General features: G+C 44.6%; 16 protein-coding genes. 13 read left to right on the top strand and 3 right to left on the bottom strand.

Annotated features, from left to right (window positions below; all coding sequences use genetic code 11):
- Positions 1-52: 52 nt before the first annotated feature.
- Both QEP06_RS03925 and pyrF read right to left on the bottom strand, forming a co-directional pair.
- Entirely contained in the window at positions 53-1258 is a 1206-nt protein-coding gene (locus QEP06_RS03925) for an RsmB/NOP family class I SAM-dependent RNA methyltransferase (RefSeq protein WP_285269146.1), read from the bottom strand.
- Between the two features lie 124 nt (positions 1259-1382).
- Positions 1383-2756: an orotidine-5'-phosphate decarboxylase gene (pyrF, locus tag QEP06_RS03930; protein WP_285269147.1), complete on the bottom strand. Its 1374-nt coding sequence runs from the start codon at positions 2754-2756 to the stop codon at positions 1383-1385.
- A 189-nt stretch (positions 2757-2945) separates the two neighbouring features.
- On the opposite strand from pyrF, the gene QEP06_RS03935 reads away from it, so the two are divergent.
- Positions 2946-4496, top strand: a complete 1551-nt coding sequence (locus QEP06_RS03935) for a serine hydrolase (protein WP_285269148.1) — start codon at positions 2946-2948, stop codon at positions 4494-4496.
- Positions 4497-4570: 74 nt separating this feature from the next.
- Here the strand turns inward: QEP06_RS03935 and QEP06_RS03940 are convergent, their stop codons facing one another.
- A complete protein-coding gene (locus tag QEP06_RS03940; RefSeq protein ID WP_285269149.1) occupies positions 4571-5047 on the bottom strand; it encodes a SixA phosphatase family protein in 477 nt (158 codons plus the stop codon).
- A 109-nt stretch (positions 5048-5156) separates the two neighbouring features.
- On the opposite strand from QEP06_RS03940, the gene ruvX reads away from it, so the two are divergent.
- From ruvX to QEP06_RS04000, 12 genes are all read left to right on the top strand, one after another.
- Positions 5157-5573 carry a Holliday junction resolvase RuvX gene (gene ruvX, locus QEP06_RS03945; protein WP_285269150.1) on the top strand — a complete coding sequence of 139 codons (417 nt, stop codon included), beginning with the start codon at positions 5157-5159 and terminating at the stop codon, positions 5571-5573.
- Entirely contained in the window at positions 5570-6142 is a 573-nt protein-coding gene (def, locus tag QEP06_RS03950; protein ID WP_285269151.1) for a peptide deformylase, read from the top strand. Before ruvX ends, def begins: the two co-directional genes overlap by 4 nt.
- A gap of 47 nt (positions 6143-6189) precedes the next feature.
- Complete coding sequence (locus QEP06_RS03955) at positions 6190-6747, top strand: DUF5606 family protein (RefSeq protein ID WP_285269152.1); 558 nt, start codon at positions 6190-6192, stop codon at positions 6745-6747.
- An 89-nt stretch (positions 6748-6836) separates the two neighbouring features.
- Positions 6837-7625, top strand: coding sequence for a nucleoside triphosphate pyrophosphohydrolase (gene mazG / locus QEP06_RS03960; RefSeq protein ID WP_285269153.1), 789 nt, complete (start codon positions 6837-6839; stop codon positions 7623-7625).
- A gap of 24 nt (positions 7626-7649) precedes the next feature.
- Positions 7650-8714: a Gfo/Idh/MocA family oxidoreductase gene (locus QEP06_RS03965; RefSeq protein WP_285269154.1), complete on the top strand. Its 1065-nt coding sequence runs from the start codon at positions 7650-7652 to the stop codon at positions 8712-8714.
- Positions 8715-8813: 99 nt separating this feature from the next.
- The gene (locus QEP06_RS03970) at positions 8814-9365 is read left to right on the top strand and encodes a YciE/YciF ferroxidase family protein (RefSeq protein ID WP_285269155.1); all 552 of its coding nucleotides are present in this window, start codon (positions 8814-8816) and stop codon (positions 9363-9365) included.
- Positions 9366-9567: 202 nt separating this feature from the next.
- On the top strand, positions 9568-10701 hold the full coding sequence (locus tag QEP06_RS03975; protein WP_251832946.1) for an ATP-binding response regulator: 1134 nt from the start codon (positions 9568-9570) through the stop codon (positions 10699-10701).
- A gap of 2 nt (positions 10702-10703) precedes the next feature.
- Positions 10704-14276, top strand: coding sequence for a response regulator (locus QEP06_RS03980; RefSeq protein WP_285269156.1), 3573 nt, complete (start codon positions 10704-10706; stop codon positions 14274-14276).
- 15 nt (positions 14277-14291) lie between these two features.
- Entirely contained in the window at positions 14292-14666 is a 375-nt protein-coding gene (locus QEP06_RS03985) for a response regulator (protein WP_285269157.1), read from the top strand.
- Positions 14667-14671: 5 nt separating this feature from the next.
- A complete protein-coding gene (locus QEP06_RS03990) occupies positions 14672-15490 on the top strand; it encodes a CheR family methyltransferase (protein WP_285269158.1) in 819 nt (272 codons plus the stop codon).
- Positions 15490-16056, top strand: coding sequence for a chemotaxis protein CheB (locus QEP06_RS03995; RefSeq protein WP_285269159.1), 567 nt, complete (start codon positions 15490-15492; stop codon positions 16054-16056). The genes QEP06_RS03990 and QEP06_RS03995 overlap by 1 nt, the downstream gene beginning before the upstream one ends.
- Before the next feature lie 12 nt (positions 16057-16068).
- Positions 16069-16431, top strand: a complete 363-nt coding sequence (locus QEP06_RS04000; protein WP_285269160.1) for a response regulator — start codon at positions 16069-16071, stop codon at positions 16429-16431.
- The last annotated feature ends 33 nt before the right edge of the window (positions 16432-16464 follow it).

Below are 16464 nucleotides of genomic sequence, written 5' to 3' on the forward strand. Positions count from 1 at the left end.
AGAAGCCATTTCAGCATTTGAAATGGCTTCTTCTGTTATCGACAATATTCCTTTAGGCTTTCCTGGCAATGAGCGCCATGTAAAAGCCGTCGAAGCCTTCGCTCGGCATTACTTTTTCTTCTTTAAGCAGTTTGAAGCCCTCATTTTCCTTCAAGAATGTTTCCACCTGCTCATTATTTTCGCTTGGCAGAATAGAGCAGGTCGCGTAAACCATTTTCCCGCCTTTTTTCAGCATCTTGCTGTAATCCTGCAGGATTTGTTGCTGTTCTTTTTTAATACGGTCAATGAAATCCTGGTCAATCTTCCATTTGGAATCGGGGTTTCTCTTTAAAACGCCCAAACCTGAACACGGCGCGTCAATCAGCACACGGTCGGCCTTTTCGTGAAGTCTTTTGATGACTTTATTATCCTCTATGAAGCGTGCTTCGATGTTGTGTGCGCCGGCTCGTTTTGCACGGCGTTTCAGTTCCGCAAGTTTCCATTCGTAAATATCAAGCGCAATGATCTGACCTTTATTTTTCATCAGAGCCGCCAAATGCAGGGTTTTTCCACCGGCGCCCGCGCACGCATCCACCACTCGCATACCTTCCTGCACATCTAAAAGTTCACCAATCTTTTGTGAAGAGGCATCCTGTACCTCGAACAAACCGTCTTTGAAAGCCGATGTGAGAAACACATTTTTCTTTTCCTCAAGCTGTACCGCATCCGGATAATTCCGGATCGGAAAACTTTCCACGTTTTCGTCTTTAAGATCAGAGATCAGTTCTTTGGTAGAAGTTTTCAGCGTGTTGGCCCGCAGAATCGTCGGCGCCTGCTCGTTGAGCGCATTCATCTCACGTTCCCATCCAGACCCAAGTTCTTTTTCAAGTGTCTCAGCTAGCCAGTCGGGGATCGAATGCTCAATTGCTTTTGTAGGAACTGTATTCTTCTTAAGTTTATTTAAGATGTCCGCGATTTTAATACCGTCGAATTCTTCAAATTTTTTGTAGTGCGTCTTGGTCCAGAGGCAATACGTAAGAATCATTTTATAGATATTGTTGGGTTTCACACCTTCGCTCATGTAATACTCAAGGCGTTTTTTCCAGCGGATGATATCGTAGAAGATCTGTGAAACCACTTTCCGGTCTTCACTGCCCCACTTTCTGTTAGCTTTCAAAAGCCTTTCAATGACCTTGTCGGCGTATTTTCTGTCCTGAAAAAATGTTTCTTCCAGTGCGTCGTGAATTCCAATGAGTAGGTTTCGGTGAATGAGTTCCATTAAAAATGATTAAATAAAATTATAGCCTGCAAAATTACGCTTTTTGAAGATGAAAACACGTACGCGAATTTCTTCGCCATATGCACAGCTTCGAACACACCTCCCAACGGGCTGTTTTTACTTTTTACCTGGCACTTTTACCCGTTTCTGCCAAATAAGCGTTCCAGCCAGCCAGTTTGTATTGTAAGGCAGCGCTTTCGGCGTCATCGGATTTGTAAATGCCGCGACCTACGATGATGAAATCTGTCCGGAGGTTTTTTATCGCATGCTCCGGTGAGTGATACTGCTGACCTTTCCCGTCACCCGAATCAGATAAACTTATGCCCGGCGTGAACAGCAAAAGGTTCTCCGGCAATTGCTTCTGCGAAACACCGCCGATTACGTTCGGATGATCCTGCGCTAACTTCAGCGCGTGTTCGTGATAGTTTCTGTCCGTTAGTGTTCCTTTCGATGACATTCCGAGGATTGCTACGACGCCCACATTCAGGAAGCAGTCCAAAGATTCGTAACCTCCGATTACGTGGGAAGTGACAAAGTCTGCCCAGTTTGAAATCTTATACATACCGTAGGAAAACTGCAGCTCCTGCGTATAACCGATGTCGGCAAATTTGCGGTCCTCCATCAGCAGAAAATTATGCTTCACCGCGAGGTCTTTGAGCGGAAGGATAGTGGTATCGGGGTCAAAATCGGTGATGATATCGATATGAGTTTTCAGGGCGACAATATGAGGCCCGATTTTATCAGCTAACTCAAGCAACTCCTGCGTGGTAAGTACATCAGCCGAAGCGATCAGGTTCGAATTTTTTGCGATGGCGGTTTCAAGCAGTTTTTTGGCTACAGAGTGTTCGGCAGCGTCGAGTTTCTGCTCGTAGGTCATTCTGGGTGCATCCTTAAAAGTAATCTGGTTTCCGCGCAAAAATTCATTGATTCTCAGGACATCGTCGTCGCAAAGGTGTTCTTCCTCCTGCAGCATTTTGCAGACTTCAGAAATGGTAAATAAGGTATGTACACGGTATCCTTTACCTTCCAAAAGCTCTTTTCCGCCCTGTTCGCGGTCGAGAACCACCACAATATCAGAAACTGTGATGCCTTCGTCTTCAATCTCCGGAATGGTTTCGAGCAGAGATTTGCCGGAGGTGATTACGTCTTCTACCAGCAGGCAATTTTGTCCCTTTTTATAAATACCTTCAATTAGTTTTTTGGTGCCGTGTTCTTTGGCTTCTTTTCGTTTAATGATCAGCGGAAGATAACTTTCCAAAGACATCGCTGTGGCCATAGGCAGCGCCGCATACGGAACACCGCAGATCAAATCAAAATTATCGAGCGGCAGCATATCCAAAAGGTAATTGGCAAGCCGTTTCAAGATTTTCGGGTCCGAGGCCAGCGGCCGCAAATCCACATAGAATGGACTTTCAATACCACTTTTCAGGGTGAAACGACCAAATTTGATGATACCGAGCTCATAGCACTCGAGAAAGAATTTCTTTTTGCTTTCCATTTACTTTAAGGTTTGTGACAAATTTAAGGTTTTCCGCTATTTCAGATGCAGAAATTCCCTATTTAAAATTTAAAGGGACTGCCTGAGAGCAACAGCAACTGTGCCAAAGGAACCGGAACGTTCGTGCTGGATCTGAATTAAAAAAGTATAAAAAATTCTATCTTCGTAGAAAATCAAACAATTTTTCAAATGAAAAGACATCTCTCCGCACTTTTGCTAATGTTTTCGGTATTTGCGCTGGCCCAAATCGATGAAAAAAAACTCGATGAACTCATTCAAAACACGCTGAAAACATTCGATGTTCCGGGCATGTCCGTCGGCATTATTAAAGACGGAAAAACCGTTTATGCAAAAGGTTTTGGCGTCGCTTCACTGAATACCAAAGCCAAGATGGACGAAAATACGCTTGTCGGGATCGCATCAAATTCTAAAGGCTTTACAGGCACCGCACTCGCGATGCTAGCAGATGAAGGTAAATTAAGTTTCGATGACAAAGTCATTAAGCATATTCCGGAATTCCGCATGTACGATCCTTACGTAACGCAGGAAATCACCATCAAAGACCTTATTACGCACCGCGCAGGTCTGGGTTTGGGTCAGGGCGATTTAATGTTTTTCCCAGAAGGTGGAAACCTGACGGTAAACGATATCGTGCACAATGTGCGCTACCTGAAACCCGAAAATACCTTCCGTACTACACTCGACTACAATAACATCATGTTCATTGTCGCGGGCGAAGTGATTCACCGCGCATCGGGATTAAGCTGGGCCGAATTTATCGAGCAGAGAATCCTGAAACCTGTCGGCATGAATGCAAGTTTCGGCAGCTATAACCGCGCGAAGAAAGCAGGGGTAAAAAACCTGATCGACGCGCATGCGCCCGTGGACGGCCAAGCTGTTCCCGTGCCTCACGACTGGAATGAAACAGCAAACGCAGCCGGTGGAATCATCAGCAACATCACCGACATGAATACCTGGGCGGAATTTCTGATGAACGGTTTCACGACGAAAGACGGCAAAAAACTGGTTTCGGACAAGCAGATTCAGCAGCTTTGGAACCTACATATCAATACACCGGTAGCACTCAAAAATGCGAATGACTCCAATTTTGCGGGCTACGGCCTGGGCTGGTTCCTGACCGATGTGAAGGGTCACAAACAGGTTTACCATACCGGTGGTCTCATCGGAACAGTGACGCAGTTTACGCTGATCCCCGACATGAAGCTGGGCATTGTGGTGCTGACCAATCAGCAGAGCGGTGCGGCTTTCAGCACCATTACCAACACAGTGAGAGATTCATACCTCGGCATAGCAGATAAAAACTGGCTCAAAACATACGGCGACCGCATGGCGAAGGTAAATGCAGATTACGAAAAGGGTAAGAAGGAAGTTTTTGCCAAGTCTGATGCCTTTAAAAAAGATAAAAAACTTCAACCAAAACCTGAACAGTATATCGGGACCTACCGTGACAACTGGTTTGGTGATATAATTTTAAGCCAGGAAAACGGCAAACTGCTCATCCGCTGCAAAAATTCACCGCGTCTGAAAGGAGATCTGCTTCCTTACAGCCACAATACATTCATCGCGAAATGGGATGACCGCAGCTATGATGCGGATGCATTTGTGATCCTGAATTACGACGAAAAGGGAAAAGCAACCTCTGCCAGAATGAAACCGATCTCTGATATCACTGACTTCTCATTTGATTTTGAAGATCTGGATTTGCAGCGCGTAGATTAAGAATCACTTCACACCAAAATAAAAACCCTTTCTACTAACTTTTGAAAGGGTTTTGTTTTGTTTAAATGTATGCGCTAAATATATTTAGGCTCCAGGTAGAACAGCAGTTTTTTCGGCGCACCTTCAAAATCAGTCCAGGAATCACAATCGATTTCCCAAGCGGCAACACCGCAGGTGGAAAACGCGAAAATACTGTCACACAGCGTATTCGCAAAATTGGAGATTCCGTTGTTGTGAGAAAACATCGCCACCGACTCGGTATCATCTGCCAATTCATAAATCACCGACACAAAGTTCCCTTCATTGGCATTGTAAAGCTTCTTGTTCGTCTCCATATCCGTCTGGAAATGCTGATTGAAGATCTTACAAGTACTCAGTGCACGCAGCGCCGGACTGCTGATTAACCGATCCACTTTTATTCCGGTTTCGTGCAGGTGCGCCGCCATGCGTTGCGCATCCAGAATCCCGCTTTCCGCTAAAGGCCGGTCAAAATCTTCGGTATCTTCAGGCCAGTCGCTTTTTGCGTGCCGAACAAGTAAAAGTGTCTTCATAGCTAATAGTTTACGGAATAAAATTATGGAATATTTTTAAATTTCATCAAATATTTACCGCGCGCTGTACCTGATTTATGTTCGGTAAATTTTCTTAAATTTGCGCACTATGGCTCAAATCCTCGCAATAGATTACGGAAAAGCGCGCTGCGGCCTCGCTGCAACAGACGATTTCCAGATCATCGCGTCGGGTCTTGAAACCGTAGAAACCAAAAACCTTTTCCCGTTTTTGGCGAAGTATTTTTCGCAGAACGAAGTGGAAGCGATCGTAGTTGGACTCCCGACAGACCTGAAAGGAAATCTGTCGCAGATTGAAACTGAGATTTTGAAATTTTTAGAAAAATTCAGAACACAGTTTCCGGATATTACGGTAAACCGTTTTGATGAACGCTTCACCTCCAAAATGGCCTCGTTCTACATTTCGCAGAGTGGAAAAAACAAGAAAAAGCGTGAGGAAAAAGGATTGGTGGATAAAGTGAGCGCAACGCTTATTTTGCAGAATTTTTTAGAACAACAACAAAAATGATACTACCGATACGCGCATTTGGCGACGCCGTTTTAAGGAAAAGATGTCAGGAGATAGACAAAGATTATCCTGAGCTCAGCGAACTGATTGCTAACATGTTTGAAACAATGGATTCCGCGCATGGCATCGGGCTGGCAGCACCTCAGGTTGGCCTTGATATCAGGCTTTTCGTGGTAGATCTGTCGCCGCTTGCCGAAGATGAAGATTATGCCGACATTGCAGATGAACTGAAGGATTTTAAGAAAGTGCTTATCAACGCACAAATCCTTGAAGAGTCCGGCGAAGAATGGAAATTTAATGAAGGCTGCCTTTCTATTCCCGACGTCCGCGAAGATGTGAAGCGTAAGGAAACCATCGTGATCGAATATTATGATGAGAATTTCCTGAAACACACCGACACTTTTTCAGATATGCGTGCACGCGTGATACAGCATGAATACGACCATATTGAAGGAATTCTGTTTACAGATCACCTCAGCAGCCTGAAGAAAAAACTGGTGAAAGGAAAACTGATGAAAATCTCAAACGGAGACGTTGCCGTCAACTACAAAATGAGGTTTCCTAAGTAGATTACCCGCCTTTAAGAATAAAAATTAAACTAAAAAATAAGAAAAAAATGCAGTTAGAAAAAATAATTTCAATTTCGGGAAAACCGGGTCTTTACAAGCTCGTTTCTCAGCTAAAAAACGGCTTCATCATTGAAGATGTACTTACAAAAAAGAAGCTCAGCATCGGTAATACATCACAGGTGAGCCTGCTAGACAATATCGCGATGTTCACTTTTGACAAAGAGGTTCCGCTTTTTGTAGTTTTTGAGAACATTGCAAAAGATTCAGGTTATACGGAAACGATCTCTCATAAATCTACTGATGCCGAACTGCGCGAATTCATGCTGAAAGCACTTCCAGACTACGATACAGACCGCGTTTACGTTTCAGACATCAAAAAACTTGCGCAGTGGTACAACATCCTGCACAAAGCCGGCTACATCACAGCGGAATCTTTTGTAAAAGCTGAATCAACGGAAGAAGAACCAGCTGACGCAGTTTCTACTGAAAAAGTGGAGACTAAAAAACCAGCTCCGAAGGCAGAAAAACCGGCTGCACCAAAAGCCAAAGCATCATCTTCTGCTGCGAAAGGCGCTCCAAAAAGCACACACCGAAAAATGGGCTAAACTATTTTGTAATATTGAATAACTTTGTCAGGTCACCGGTCTGGCAAAGTTTTTTTTTGCCTTAACCTTAATCTCAACCTAAAAACCAAATGAATTCAAGACAGGAAAAACTCGAAGCTTTTGGGCGTTTGCTCGATATAATGGATGATCTGCGCGAAAAATGCCCGTGGGACCGTAAGCAGGATTTCCAGAGCCTGCGTCACCTCACCCTCGAGGAAGTGTATGAGCTTTCAGATTCTATTCTGGCTGAAAATTTACCCGAAATAAAGAAGGAACTGGGCGACGTACTGCTTCATTTGGTCTTCTATGCGAAGTTGGGTTCAGAAAAAGAGAGTTTTGATATCGCAGATGTGATCAATGCGCTGAACGAAAAACTCATTTACCGCCATCCGCACATCTACGGAGATGTAGAGGTTCAGAATGAAGACGAAGTAAAAGAGAATTGGGAAAAACTCAAACTGAAGGAAGGCAACAAATCGATCCTATCCGGCGTACCGAAAGGTTTGCCGAGTCTTGTGAAAGCCTTTCGAATCCAGGATAAAGTGAAAGGAATTGGTTTTGAATTCGCGAATGCTGACGATGCCTGGACGAAAGTGGATGAAGAACTCAGCGAGTTTCACGCAGAAACCGATTCTGAAAAGAAAGAACAGGAGCTTGGCGACATCTTTTTTTCTTTAATCAATTATGCCCGGATTTCAGGTTTAAATCCCGATTCTGCGCTTGAAAAGACCAATCTTAAATTTATCTCCCGTTTCCAGAAAATGGAAGATTTGGCTTTGGCTAAAAATTTAAAAATCGAAGACCTGACGCTGGCTGAAATGGACGAACTATGGGAAAAAGCCAAGCATGCCGAAGTGCAGAATGAGCAGAACCGTTGATTTTTCAAACTTAAAAATTACAGTATGAAACAGATAAAAGTTGGCCTTTGCGCTTTCGGGATGAGCGGAAAAGTTTTTCACGCACCGTTTATAAAAGAACATCCTGGGTTTTCCCTGACAGCCGTTGTAGAACGGAACAGGGAAGAATCGAAAGAAAAATACCCGGACGCGGTTATTTATCGGAGTGTTGATGAAATGCTTGAAAATGCGGATGTTGATCTGGTGGTTGTAAATACGCCGGTCCAGACACATTTCGACTATGTTAAAGCATCACTCGAAGCCGGAAAAAACGTTATCGTCGAAAAGCCATTCACCGTAAGCACCGCTGAAGCTGAAGAACTTGTGCGTCTGGCTGCAGAAAAGAATCTTTTTTTAAGTGTTTACCAAAACCGGAGATTCGACCGCGATTACCTGCAGGTTCAGAAAGTCATTAAAAGCGGGAAATTAGGCGAGATCAAAGAAACCGAAATCCGGTTTGACCGTTACAGAACGGAACCCAGCGCAAAAGCACATAAAGAAAACCGCGATCTCCCAGGTTCAGGCGCGCTTCACGATCTTGGCTCGCACCTGATTGACCAGGCGACACAACTTTTCGGGTTCCCTGAAAAACTTTTCGCCGACGTGTTTTCGATGAAAGGGGAAGTGTTCGCAAATGATTATTTTGAGATTTTACTTTACTATAAAACCGGACTTCGTGTACGACTGAAATCTTCGGTATTTACCAAAGAAGCTCATTATGCCTATGCGGTTCACGGCTCTAAGGGCAGTTTCCTGCAGGAAAGAACCGATGATCAGGAAAACCAACTGGCGGCAGGCTCCGCTCCTGTGTATGGAGCAGATTGGGTGAAACCTTTGACCAATAACGATGGTATTCTTCATTATTTAAATGAAAATTCGGAGGAAGAAAGATCATTGACGCACAGCGAACCCGGCAACTACATGAATTACTATCAGGCGGTATACGACCATGTTACAGACGGCGGTCCACTACCCTCTCCGGGTTCCGAAATTATCGTGAATATGATGATTATCGAAGCTGCCATTGAAAGTGCAGAAACAGGCGCATTTGTAAGGTTGGGGCAGTTGTAATTATAGTTCGACAGGATTTTGTTTTAATATAATTTTAAAACAGCTCGGGTTGTTGAGGTCTGATATTTGTATTTTCATAAAAACTAAAAAAATAATATTATGAGTAATACAAACACATCACAGGGACGAAAGGTACAGCCAAAAAGCTCCGCAGCAGAAGGACTGAGAGAACTTTTCGTGGATGAACTGAAAGACATCGTTTATGCTGAACGCGCACTGCTGAAAGCTTTACCCAAAATGGCCAACAATGCCACAGAGCCAAAACTTAAGATGGCCATCGAAGATCATATTGAGGTAACGGAAGGGCAAGTACAGCGCCTGGAGCAGATCTTTGAAATTTTAGGCGAATCCAGCCGCGGCAAAAAATGCGATGCGATGGAAGGCCTCATCAAGGAAGGCGAAAGCATCCTGCAAGAAACGGAACCGGGACCAGTTCGCGATGCCGGCATCATTTCCGCGTCACAGAAAATTGAGCATTACGAAATTGCATCTTACGGAACACTTTCCGCATTCGCAAACACGCTCGGCGAGACGGAAATTGTGGAACTGCTTGAAGCTACTTTAGCCGAGGAAAAAGAAGCCGATTCATTACTTACCGAGTCAGCATACAACTCCATCAATTGGGAAGCGGCGGAAGAAGATCAACAATAACTGTCGAGCAGTCCCGAATAACCAATATTCCGGCTGCATCTATTTAACCTAAAACCTTTGTCAAAATATTTTGGCGAAGGTTTTTTTTAATATATCCAATTAAACCTATGATCACAACGCTGCGATGGCCACGCGTTTTGGCAACAAAATTTGAAATAGTTATCTTTGGTGACTTTGTATATTATTAACTTATTTGAAGCAAATGATTTTAATCGTTGATGATTCGCCCGAAAATATTATTTCCTTAAAAAAGGTGCTTGAAAAAAACGATTTTGAAGTCGATACGGCCTCGTCGGGCGAGGAAGCATTAAAAAAAATCCTTAAGAAATCTTATGTCCTCATCATCCTTGATGTTCAGATGCCGGGGATGGATGGTTTTGAGGTCGCTGAAGCAATTTCTGGCTACAGCAAAGCGAAAGAAACCGCGGTTATCTTCCTGTCTGCCGCAAGCGCAAATGTGAACCTCATTACGAAAGGTTATTCTTCTGGCGGGCTCGATTATATCAGCAAACCGGTAGATATGAACATCCTTTTGCTGAAAGTGAAAACATTCTACCGAATCTACGAACAGAGCCGTAAACTTCACGAAATGCAGGTTGCACTGCAGGAAGAAATAGAGTTCCGGAAAGAAGCGGAACGCAAAAAAGACGAGTTCATCAGCATCGCGAGTCACGAACTCAAAACACCGATGACGAGTATCAAAGGATACATTCAGCTGCTTGAAAGGAGCCTTGAAAAAAATGATATCGAAACGACAAGGTCGAGACTTACAAAAGTGCAGAATCAGGTAGAAAAACTTAATCTGCTTGTCGCCGACCTGCTCGATATTTCAAAAATAGAAAGTGGCAAGCTGAAGTTCAACAGACGTTATTTTTCGTTTGATGAAGTGCTTGATCATATTGTGGAAGTGATGCAGCAAAGTCATCCGCAGCTGAAAATGCATAAATCCGGTTTTGTGAGTGCTGAGATTTTTGGCGACGAAATGCGGATTGAGCAGGTCATCATCAATTTTATAACAAACGCGATCAAATACGCTCCCGGCAGCGACCAGATAGAGATCATGACAGAACTTCGTGATGACTGCGTCTATTTTTCCGTCCGCGACTTCGGTATCGGGATGTCTGAAGAACATCAACAGAAGATTTTCGACAAATTTTACAGAATCGAAGAAACCTCTGAGCGTTTCCAGGGTCTGGGCATCGGGCTCTACATCTGCCAGGAAATCATTGACCGTCACGGCGGCAAAATCGGTGTGAACAGCCAACCCGGCGAAGGATCCGAATTTTACTTTACTCTTCCGCTGCATCCTGTGCATGCGCAATCTGAAATATTATAAATATGAGTTTTAACCGAAATCTACTTTTTGGGCTGGGCTTTTCGCTCCTTTTATTACTGGTGAGTTCAGCCGCCTCCTTTATAAGCATCAGAAACCTTATAGACAGTTCCGCGATGGTTCGCGAGACCAATAAAAACATCAGAGATCTTGAGACAATTTTCTCCTTGGTGAAAGATGCGGAGACCGGACAGCGTGGTTATCTCCTTTCCGGTGATTCACGTTTTCTGGAGCCCTACAACCGCTCTAAGGGCCGGATAGACGAGGCAATCACCAACCTTTCGGTCCAGCTTACGCACTCAGTGGAGCAAAGCCGCAACATGGAAAAGCTGCGAAACAGCATCGATAGGCGCATCCAGATTCTGGACAGAAACCTGAATTACAAGCGCGTCAATAATCCGGTATCAGCGGAACAGTTGCTGGAGGGCAAAAAACACATGGACGAAATCCGCAATATGGTTTCAATCATGCAGTCTGCGGAGCAGAATGTGCTCGCATCCCGCACGGAGAGCATGAACAAATTTGCTTCCTACACGCCGATCCTGATTATCTTTTCGGCAATTTTAGCAATTACCATTACCTTGGTATTCTTCCGCCGTGTAAATCAGGATTTCCTTGAGAAAACCAATCTGACGAGCGAACTTGAGGAAAAGAACCTGGAAACGGAAAACCGTCTAAAAGCCATCGAAAAGGTAACAGGACAAATCTCTAACGGTGATTACGACATATTATCTGACGAAAACGCACAGCAAAATCTGGGGAATGTAGCAAAACCATTAAACAGAATGGCTGCCTCCCTCAAAGATTCATTCAATACTCTTGAAACCAAAGAATGGCTTAGTTCATCTGTGGCCACATTGAATGACCGCATGATGGGTGACAAAACCATCGAAAACCTTTCTTTGGCAGTGCTCGAAACAATTACCGAAATTACAGGCAGCAGCGTGGCAGCACTTTATCTTCAGCAGGATAATTTCCTACACCTTGCGGGGTCTTTTGCAATGTCGCGTGAAAACGGGCCTACTTCGCTAAATATCGGCGAAGGCATCACGGGTGAAAGTTTCCGAACAGGAAAAATGCAACTTGTAGATGATATTTCTGAATCAGATATTACAATAAATTACGCCGCCGGTAGCACCAAACCTACGAATATCGTGGCGCTTCCGATTACGCGTTATAATATTCCGCTCGGCGTTCTCGAACTTGGCAGTACGCGGAAATATTCACCGCGTCAGCTGGAGTTTCTGGAATCCGTTGCCGGCAATATCGGGCTGGCATTCCACAGTGCGCAAAGCCGGATCAAGCTGCAGGAACTTCTGGAAGAAACGCAGGCACAGTCTGAAGAACTGCAGTCGCAGCACTCGGAGCTTGAAAACATCAATGCTGAACTCGAGGCACAGTCTCAAAAGCTTTTAGCATCAGAGGAAGAACTTCGTGTGCAGCAGGAAGAACTCCTGCAGAGCAACCAGGAACTCGAAGAAAGAACTGCTTTGCTAGAGGAAAAAAATGTTTTGATTGAACAAAGGAATCTTGACATTCAGCAAAAATCGATTGAACTTGAGCAAAGCACCAAGTACAAGTCTGAGTTTTTGGCCAATATGTCGCACGAACTCCGCACACCGCTCAACTCCATCCTACTCCTTTCCAAACTGATGTCTGAAAGTGAAGATCTTGACTCACAATACGTGGAATATGCCGAAGTGATGCAAAGCTCGGGTCAGGGACTTCTTCAACTCATCGATGAGATTCTCGATCTTTCTAAGATTGAATCGGGGAAAATGACGCTTGAGTTCGGCGAAGTACCGTTAAGTGAGATCACGCGCGATATGCAGATGCTGTTCTCGCCTTTAGCAAAAGAAAAAAACCTCGCACTTAATATTAATGTGGAGGAAAACGCGGTTACGACGCTGCGTACCGATAAACTGAGACTGGAACAAATCCTTAAAAACCTGCTTTCTAATGCAATCAAATTCACTGGCGAAGGCAGCATTACGCTTAATGTTTCCGGTGAGAAAGAAAATATCGTCTTTAAAGTTATCGATACCGGAATTGGAATTGCAAAAGACAAAATGCGCCTTGTTTTTGAAGCCTTCCAGCAGGCAGACGGCTCCACGCAACGCAAATATGGCGGTACCGGTTTGGGCCTTTCGATCAGCCGCGAACTGGCGAGACTTCTGGGCGGAAACATCACGCTGAACAGTACCGAAGGTATAGGCAGTGAATTTACCTTAACCATTCCGCTGGATGGTGAAAATGTTCACACCGGAGAAAAGGCGGAAGAAACCGCGCCAACTGTCATTACCGAAAAAATAGTGGAAAAGCAGCCTGAACGTTACATTGCCGACAACATTCCACAGCCTGTTGCAGATGACCGTGATACCATTTCCGAAGGTGACAAAGTGATTCTCATCATTGAGGATGATACGCCTTTCGCAAAAATACTTTTAGATTATGCCCGAAGCAAAAATTATAAGGCAATTGTCGCAGTGCGCGGCGATGTGGGTCTCGAGATGGCTCAGCATTACAAACCGCTCGCTATTCTGCTTGATATTCAGTTGCCGGTGATGGATGGCTGGCAAGTGATGGAAGCATTAAAATCGAATCCTGAAACCAAGCCGATTCCGGTGCACATCATGTCCTCGATGAAATTCAAGCAGGAAAGCCTGCTGCGCGGTGCGGTAGATTTCATCAATAAGCCTTTCGCGCTCGAGCAAATGCAGGAGATATTCAAAAAGCTTGAAAACGCATTGAATAAAGGCCCAAAGAAGGTCTTAATTGTAGAAGAGAATGAGCAGCACGCAAAAGCTTTAAGCTATTTCCTTAGCGCGAATAACATTACCACCGATATCGCTACGAATGTAAGTGACAGTATCAATTCACTCCGCAGCCGTGAAATCGACTGTGTGATACTGGATATGGGCGTGCCCGACCGTAATGCCTACGACACACTTGAGACCATCAAGCAGAGCGAAGGTTTAGAGCAGCTTCCTATCATCGTATTTACGGGGAAAAACCTGTCGCAGGGCGAGGAAAACCGTATTAAGAAGTACGCAGACTCCATCGTGGTGAAAACCGCCTACTCTTATCAGCGTATTTTGGATGAAGCCGGTCTGTTTCTGCACCTTGTAGAGGAAAAAAACCGAAAGAATCTTCAGCCTGCTGGTACATTGAGTCTCACCGGCGAGTTGCGTAATATCCTGAAAGGGAAGACAGTACTTATTGCTGACGACGATGTGCGTAACATCTTTTCGCTTACAAAAGCACTTGAAATTCATGGCATGACGGTGATTCCGGCGATGGATGGGAAAGAAGCGCTGAAAGCATTAGACAAAAATCCTGAAATCGATGTAGTGCTGATGGATATGATGATGCCGGAAATGGACGGCTATGAAAGCATCCGGGAGATCCGCTCGATGGCGCAATACCGAAATCTGCCGGTTTTGGCTGTCACTTCCAAAGCCATGATGGGTGACCGTGAAAAATGTATCGCCGTAGGCGCATCAGACTATATATCGAAACCTGTGGACATAGACCAGCTGATCTCACTTTTGCGGGTTTGGCTTTATGATAAACTTTAAATAAACATCGCAAAAATGAGCGAACAGAAAAAAATACTAATCATAGACGATGACAGCAAGAATATCTTTGCGCTGAGCGCGGTGCTGACGGCCAAGAAGTACGAATGCGTTTCCGCACAGAGTGCCCGCGAAGGCCTTGATATTCTACAGGCCCAACCCGAAATAGGTGTGGTGCTGATGGATATGATGATGCCGGAAATGGACGGTTACGAAGCCATAAGCGTGATGAAAAATGCCGGAAACCTGAAGCAGATTCCGGTGATTGCTGTGACGGCGCAGGCGATGACCGGCGACCGCGAAAAGTGTCTGGACGCAGGTGCTGACGGCTATATTTCGAAACCTGTGAATGTGGACGAACTTTTGCAGGTGCTTAAACAATTAAATATTTAATAATAGTGCTCTCTGAACGCAGCGACGAATACCTGGAAACTTTGCTTTCTGACGTGCTTGAAGTCTATGGATACGATTTCACGGGCTATTCACGTGCCTCGCTCAAACGGCGAATCGTGAGGCTTTATGAACTCGACAGGTTCGTAAGTTTTGCCGAATACCGCTACAGGATAAAAACCGATGCGACTTATTTCAAAAGATTTCTGGAACAGGTTACCATTAATGTCACCGAAATGTTTCGCGATCCGGCTTTCTACAGCACTTTACGGACGGAGATCCTGCCGCGACTCGGGACGTATCCTTTCATAAGAATTTGGGTCGCGGGTTGCAGCACGGGCGAAGAAGCCTATTCAGTCGCGATTTTTCTTAAAGAATTAAAACTGCTGCACAAATCGCTGATCTACGCCACAGACATCAATAATACTGTGCTCGAAAATGCGTCGCAGGCGATGATCCCGATGAGCAAGCTGCAGCTATACACCGAAAATTACCTGTCAGCAGGCGGCACAGAAAATTTTTCAGACTACTATTCGGCCAATTACAGCCTTGGAAAACTAAAGGATGAACTCCGCTCGAAAATCATTTTTTCAAGTCATAATTTGGTGACAGATAATTCATTCAATGAGTTTCAGCTCATTCTGTGCAGAAATGTGATCATCTATTTTGACAGGCCGTTGCAGAATAAAGTCTTCGAACTGTTTGATAACAGCCTCGAAAAGTTCGGTTATCTGGCACTTGGAACTAAGGAATCCCTCGACTTCTCACCGGTGGCTAAAAATTTTGAACGGCTGAAAGGCGAAAAGATCTGGCGAAAAATAAATTGATGATGAACTGTGACGCGTTGATGATTGGCGGCTCTGCCGGAAGCCTGGAAGTTCTGCTCAGAATTATTCCCGGTTTGGATGCTTCACTTCCATTCCCTATAATCCTGGTGCTGCACCGTATGCCGGGTAAAGACAATGTACTTACCGACCTTCTCGCAGCCAAAACCAAACTTTCGGTAAAGGAAGTAGAAGAAAAAGAAAAACTAAGACCGGCCACGATTTACATTGCGCCACCCGGCTATCATCTGCTCATCGAGGGCAACCGAACTTTTTCACTGGACGCTTCCGAAAAAGTGAATTTTTCCCGACCTTCGCTGGACGTAAGTTTTGAAAGCGCAGCGTATGTTTTCGGAAAGAAATTAGCCTGTCTGTTACTTTCCGGCGCCAACAGTGATGGCAGCAAAGGCTTACTGAATGTTCAGGAAAAAAAAGGAATGGTGCTGGTACAGGATCCCGCCACGGCGGTCGTGAGCTACATGCCGGCCCATGCGCTGGAAATTTTGACTCCAAACGCCATACTCACACCGGATGAAATGCCCGGATTTATTAATAATTTAGCAAAATGACGACAATATAATATGGATAAGAAAGTATTTATTTTTGATGATAATGAGGAAATCCTCGAGCTTTGTACCGAGATTCTGCAGGATCTGGGCTATGAAGTACAGACATCGCCTACCACTACTGATGTAGAGGAACAGGTATTGGAGTTCATGCCAAACCTGATATTTATGGACAACTGGCTGCCGGACATCAGTGGCGTGGAAGCTACTAAACGCATAAAAGCGCACGAGGACCTCAGCCACATTCCTGTGATTTATTTTTCGGCGAACAGCAATATCGGTGAATTGGCCTCACTTGCAGGCGCAGATGATTATTTAGCGAAACCTTTTGACATTCAGCAGTTTGAAGAAATTGTCTTAAAATATTCTGACGCATAAGTAGAAGGACAGAAATTTTAAATTAAAACAATC

Origin of the sequence: Kaistella rhinocerotis (assembly GCF_030243905.1) — a bacterium.
In the GTDB taxonomy this organism is placed as follows: Bacteria; Bacteroidota; Bacteroidia; order Flavobacteriales; family Weeksellaceae; genus Kaistella; species Kaistella rhinocerotis.

Excerpts from the sequence above, each read along its gene's own strand:
- pyrF (WP_285269147.1), bottom strand. The coding sequence starts at position 2,756 with ATGGAAAGCAAAAAGAAATTCTTTCTCGAGTGCTATGAGCTCGGTATC.
- QEP06_RS03970 (WP_285269155.1), top strand. The coding sequence starts at position 8,814 with ATGAGTAATACAAACACATCACAGGGACGAAAGGTACAGCCAAAAAGC.
- def (WP_285269151.1), top strand. The coding sequence starts at position 5,570 with ATGATACTACCGATACGCGCATTTGGCGACGCCGTTTTAAGGAAAAGA.
- ruvX (WP_285269150.1), top strand. The coding sequence starts at position 5,157 with ATGGCTCAAATCCTCGCAATAGATTACGGAAAAGCGCGCTGCGGCCTC.
- QEP06_RS03980 (WP_285269156.1), top strand. The coding sequence starts at position 10,704 with ATGAGTTTTAACCGAAATCTACTTTTTGGGCTGGGCTTTTCGCTCCTT.
- mazG (WP_285269153.1), top strand. The coding sequence starts at position 6,837 with ATGAATTCAAGACAGGAAAAACTCGAAGCTTTTGGGCGTTTGCTCGAT.
- QEP06_RS03940 (WP_285269149.1), bottom strand. The coding sequence starts at position 5,047 with ATGAAGACACTTTTACTTGTTCGGCACGCAAAAAGCGACTGGCCTGAA.
- QEP06_RS03985 (WP_285269157.1), top strand. The coding sequence starts at position 14,292 with ATGAGCGAACAGAAAAAAATACTAATCATAGACGATGACAGCAAGAAT.
- QEP06_RS03935 (WP_285269148.1), top strand. The coding sequence starts at position 2,946 with ATGAAAAGACATCTCTCCGCACTTTTGCTAATGTTTTCGGTATTTGCG.
- QEP06_RS03995 (WP_285269159.1), top strand. The coding sequence starts at position 15,490 with ATGATGAACTGTGACGCGTTGATGATTGGCGGCTCTGCCGGAAGCCTG.
- QEP06_RS04000 (WP_285269160.1), top strand. The coding sequence starts at position 16,069 with ATGGATAAGAAAGTATTTATTTTTGATGATAATGAGGAAATCCTCGAG.
- QEP06_RS03975 (WP_251832946.1), top strand. The coding sequence starts at position 9,568 with ATGATTTTAATCGTTGATGATTCGCCCGAAAATATTATTTCCTTAAAA.
- QEP06_RS03965 (WP_285269154.1), top strand. The coding sequence starts at position 7,650 with ATGAAACAGATAAAAGTTGGCCTTTGCGCTTTCGGGATGAGCGGAAAA.
- QEP06_RS03925 (WP_285269146.1), bottom strand. The coding sequence starts at position 1,258 with ATGGAACTCATTCACCGAAACCTACTCATTGGAATTCACGACGCACTG.
- QEP06_RS03955 (WP_285269152.1), top strand. The coding sequence starts at position 6,190 with ATGCAGTTAGAAAAAATAATTTCAATTTCGGGAAAACCGGGTCTTTAC.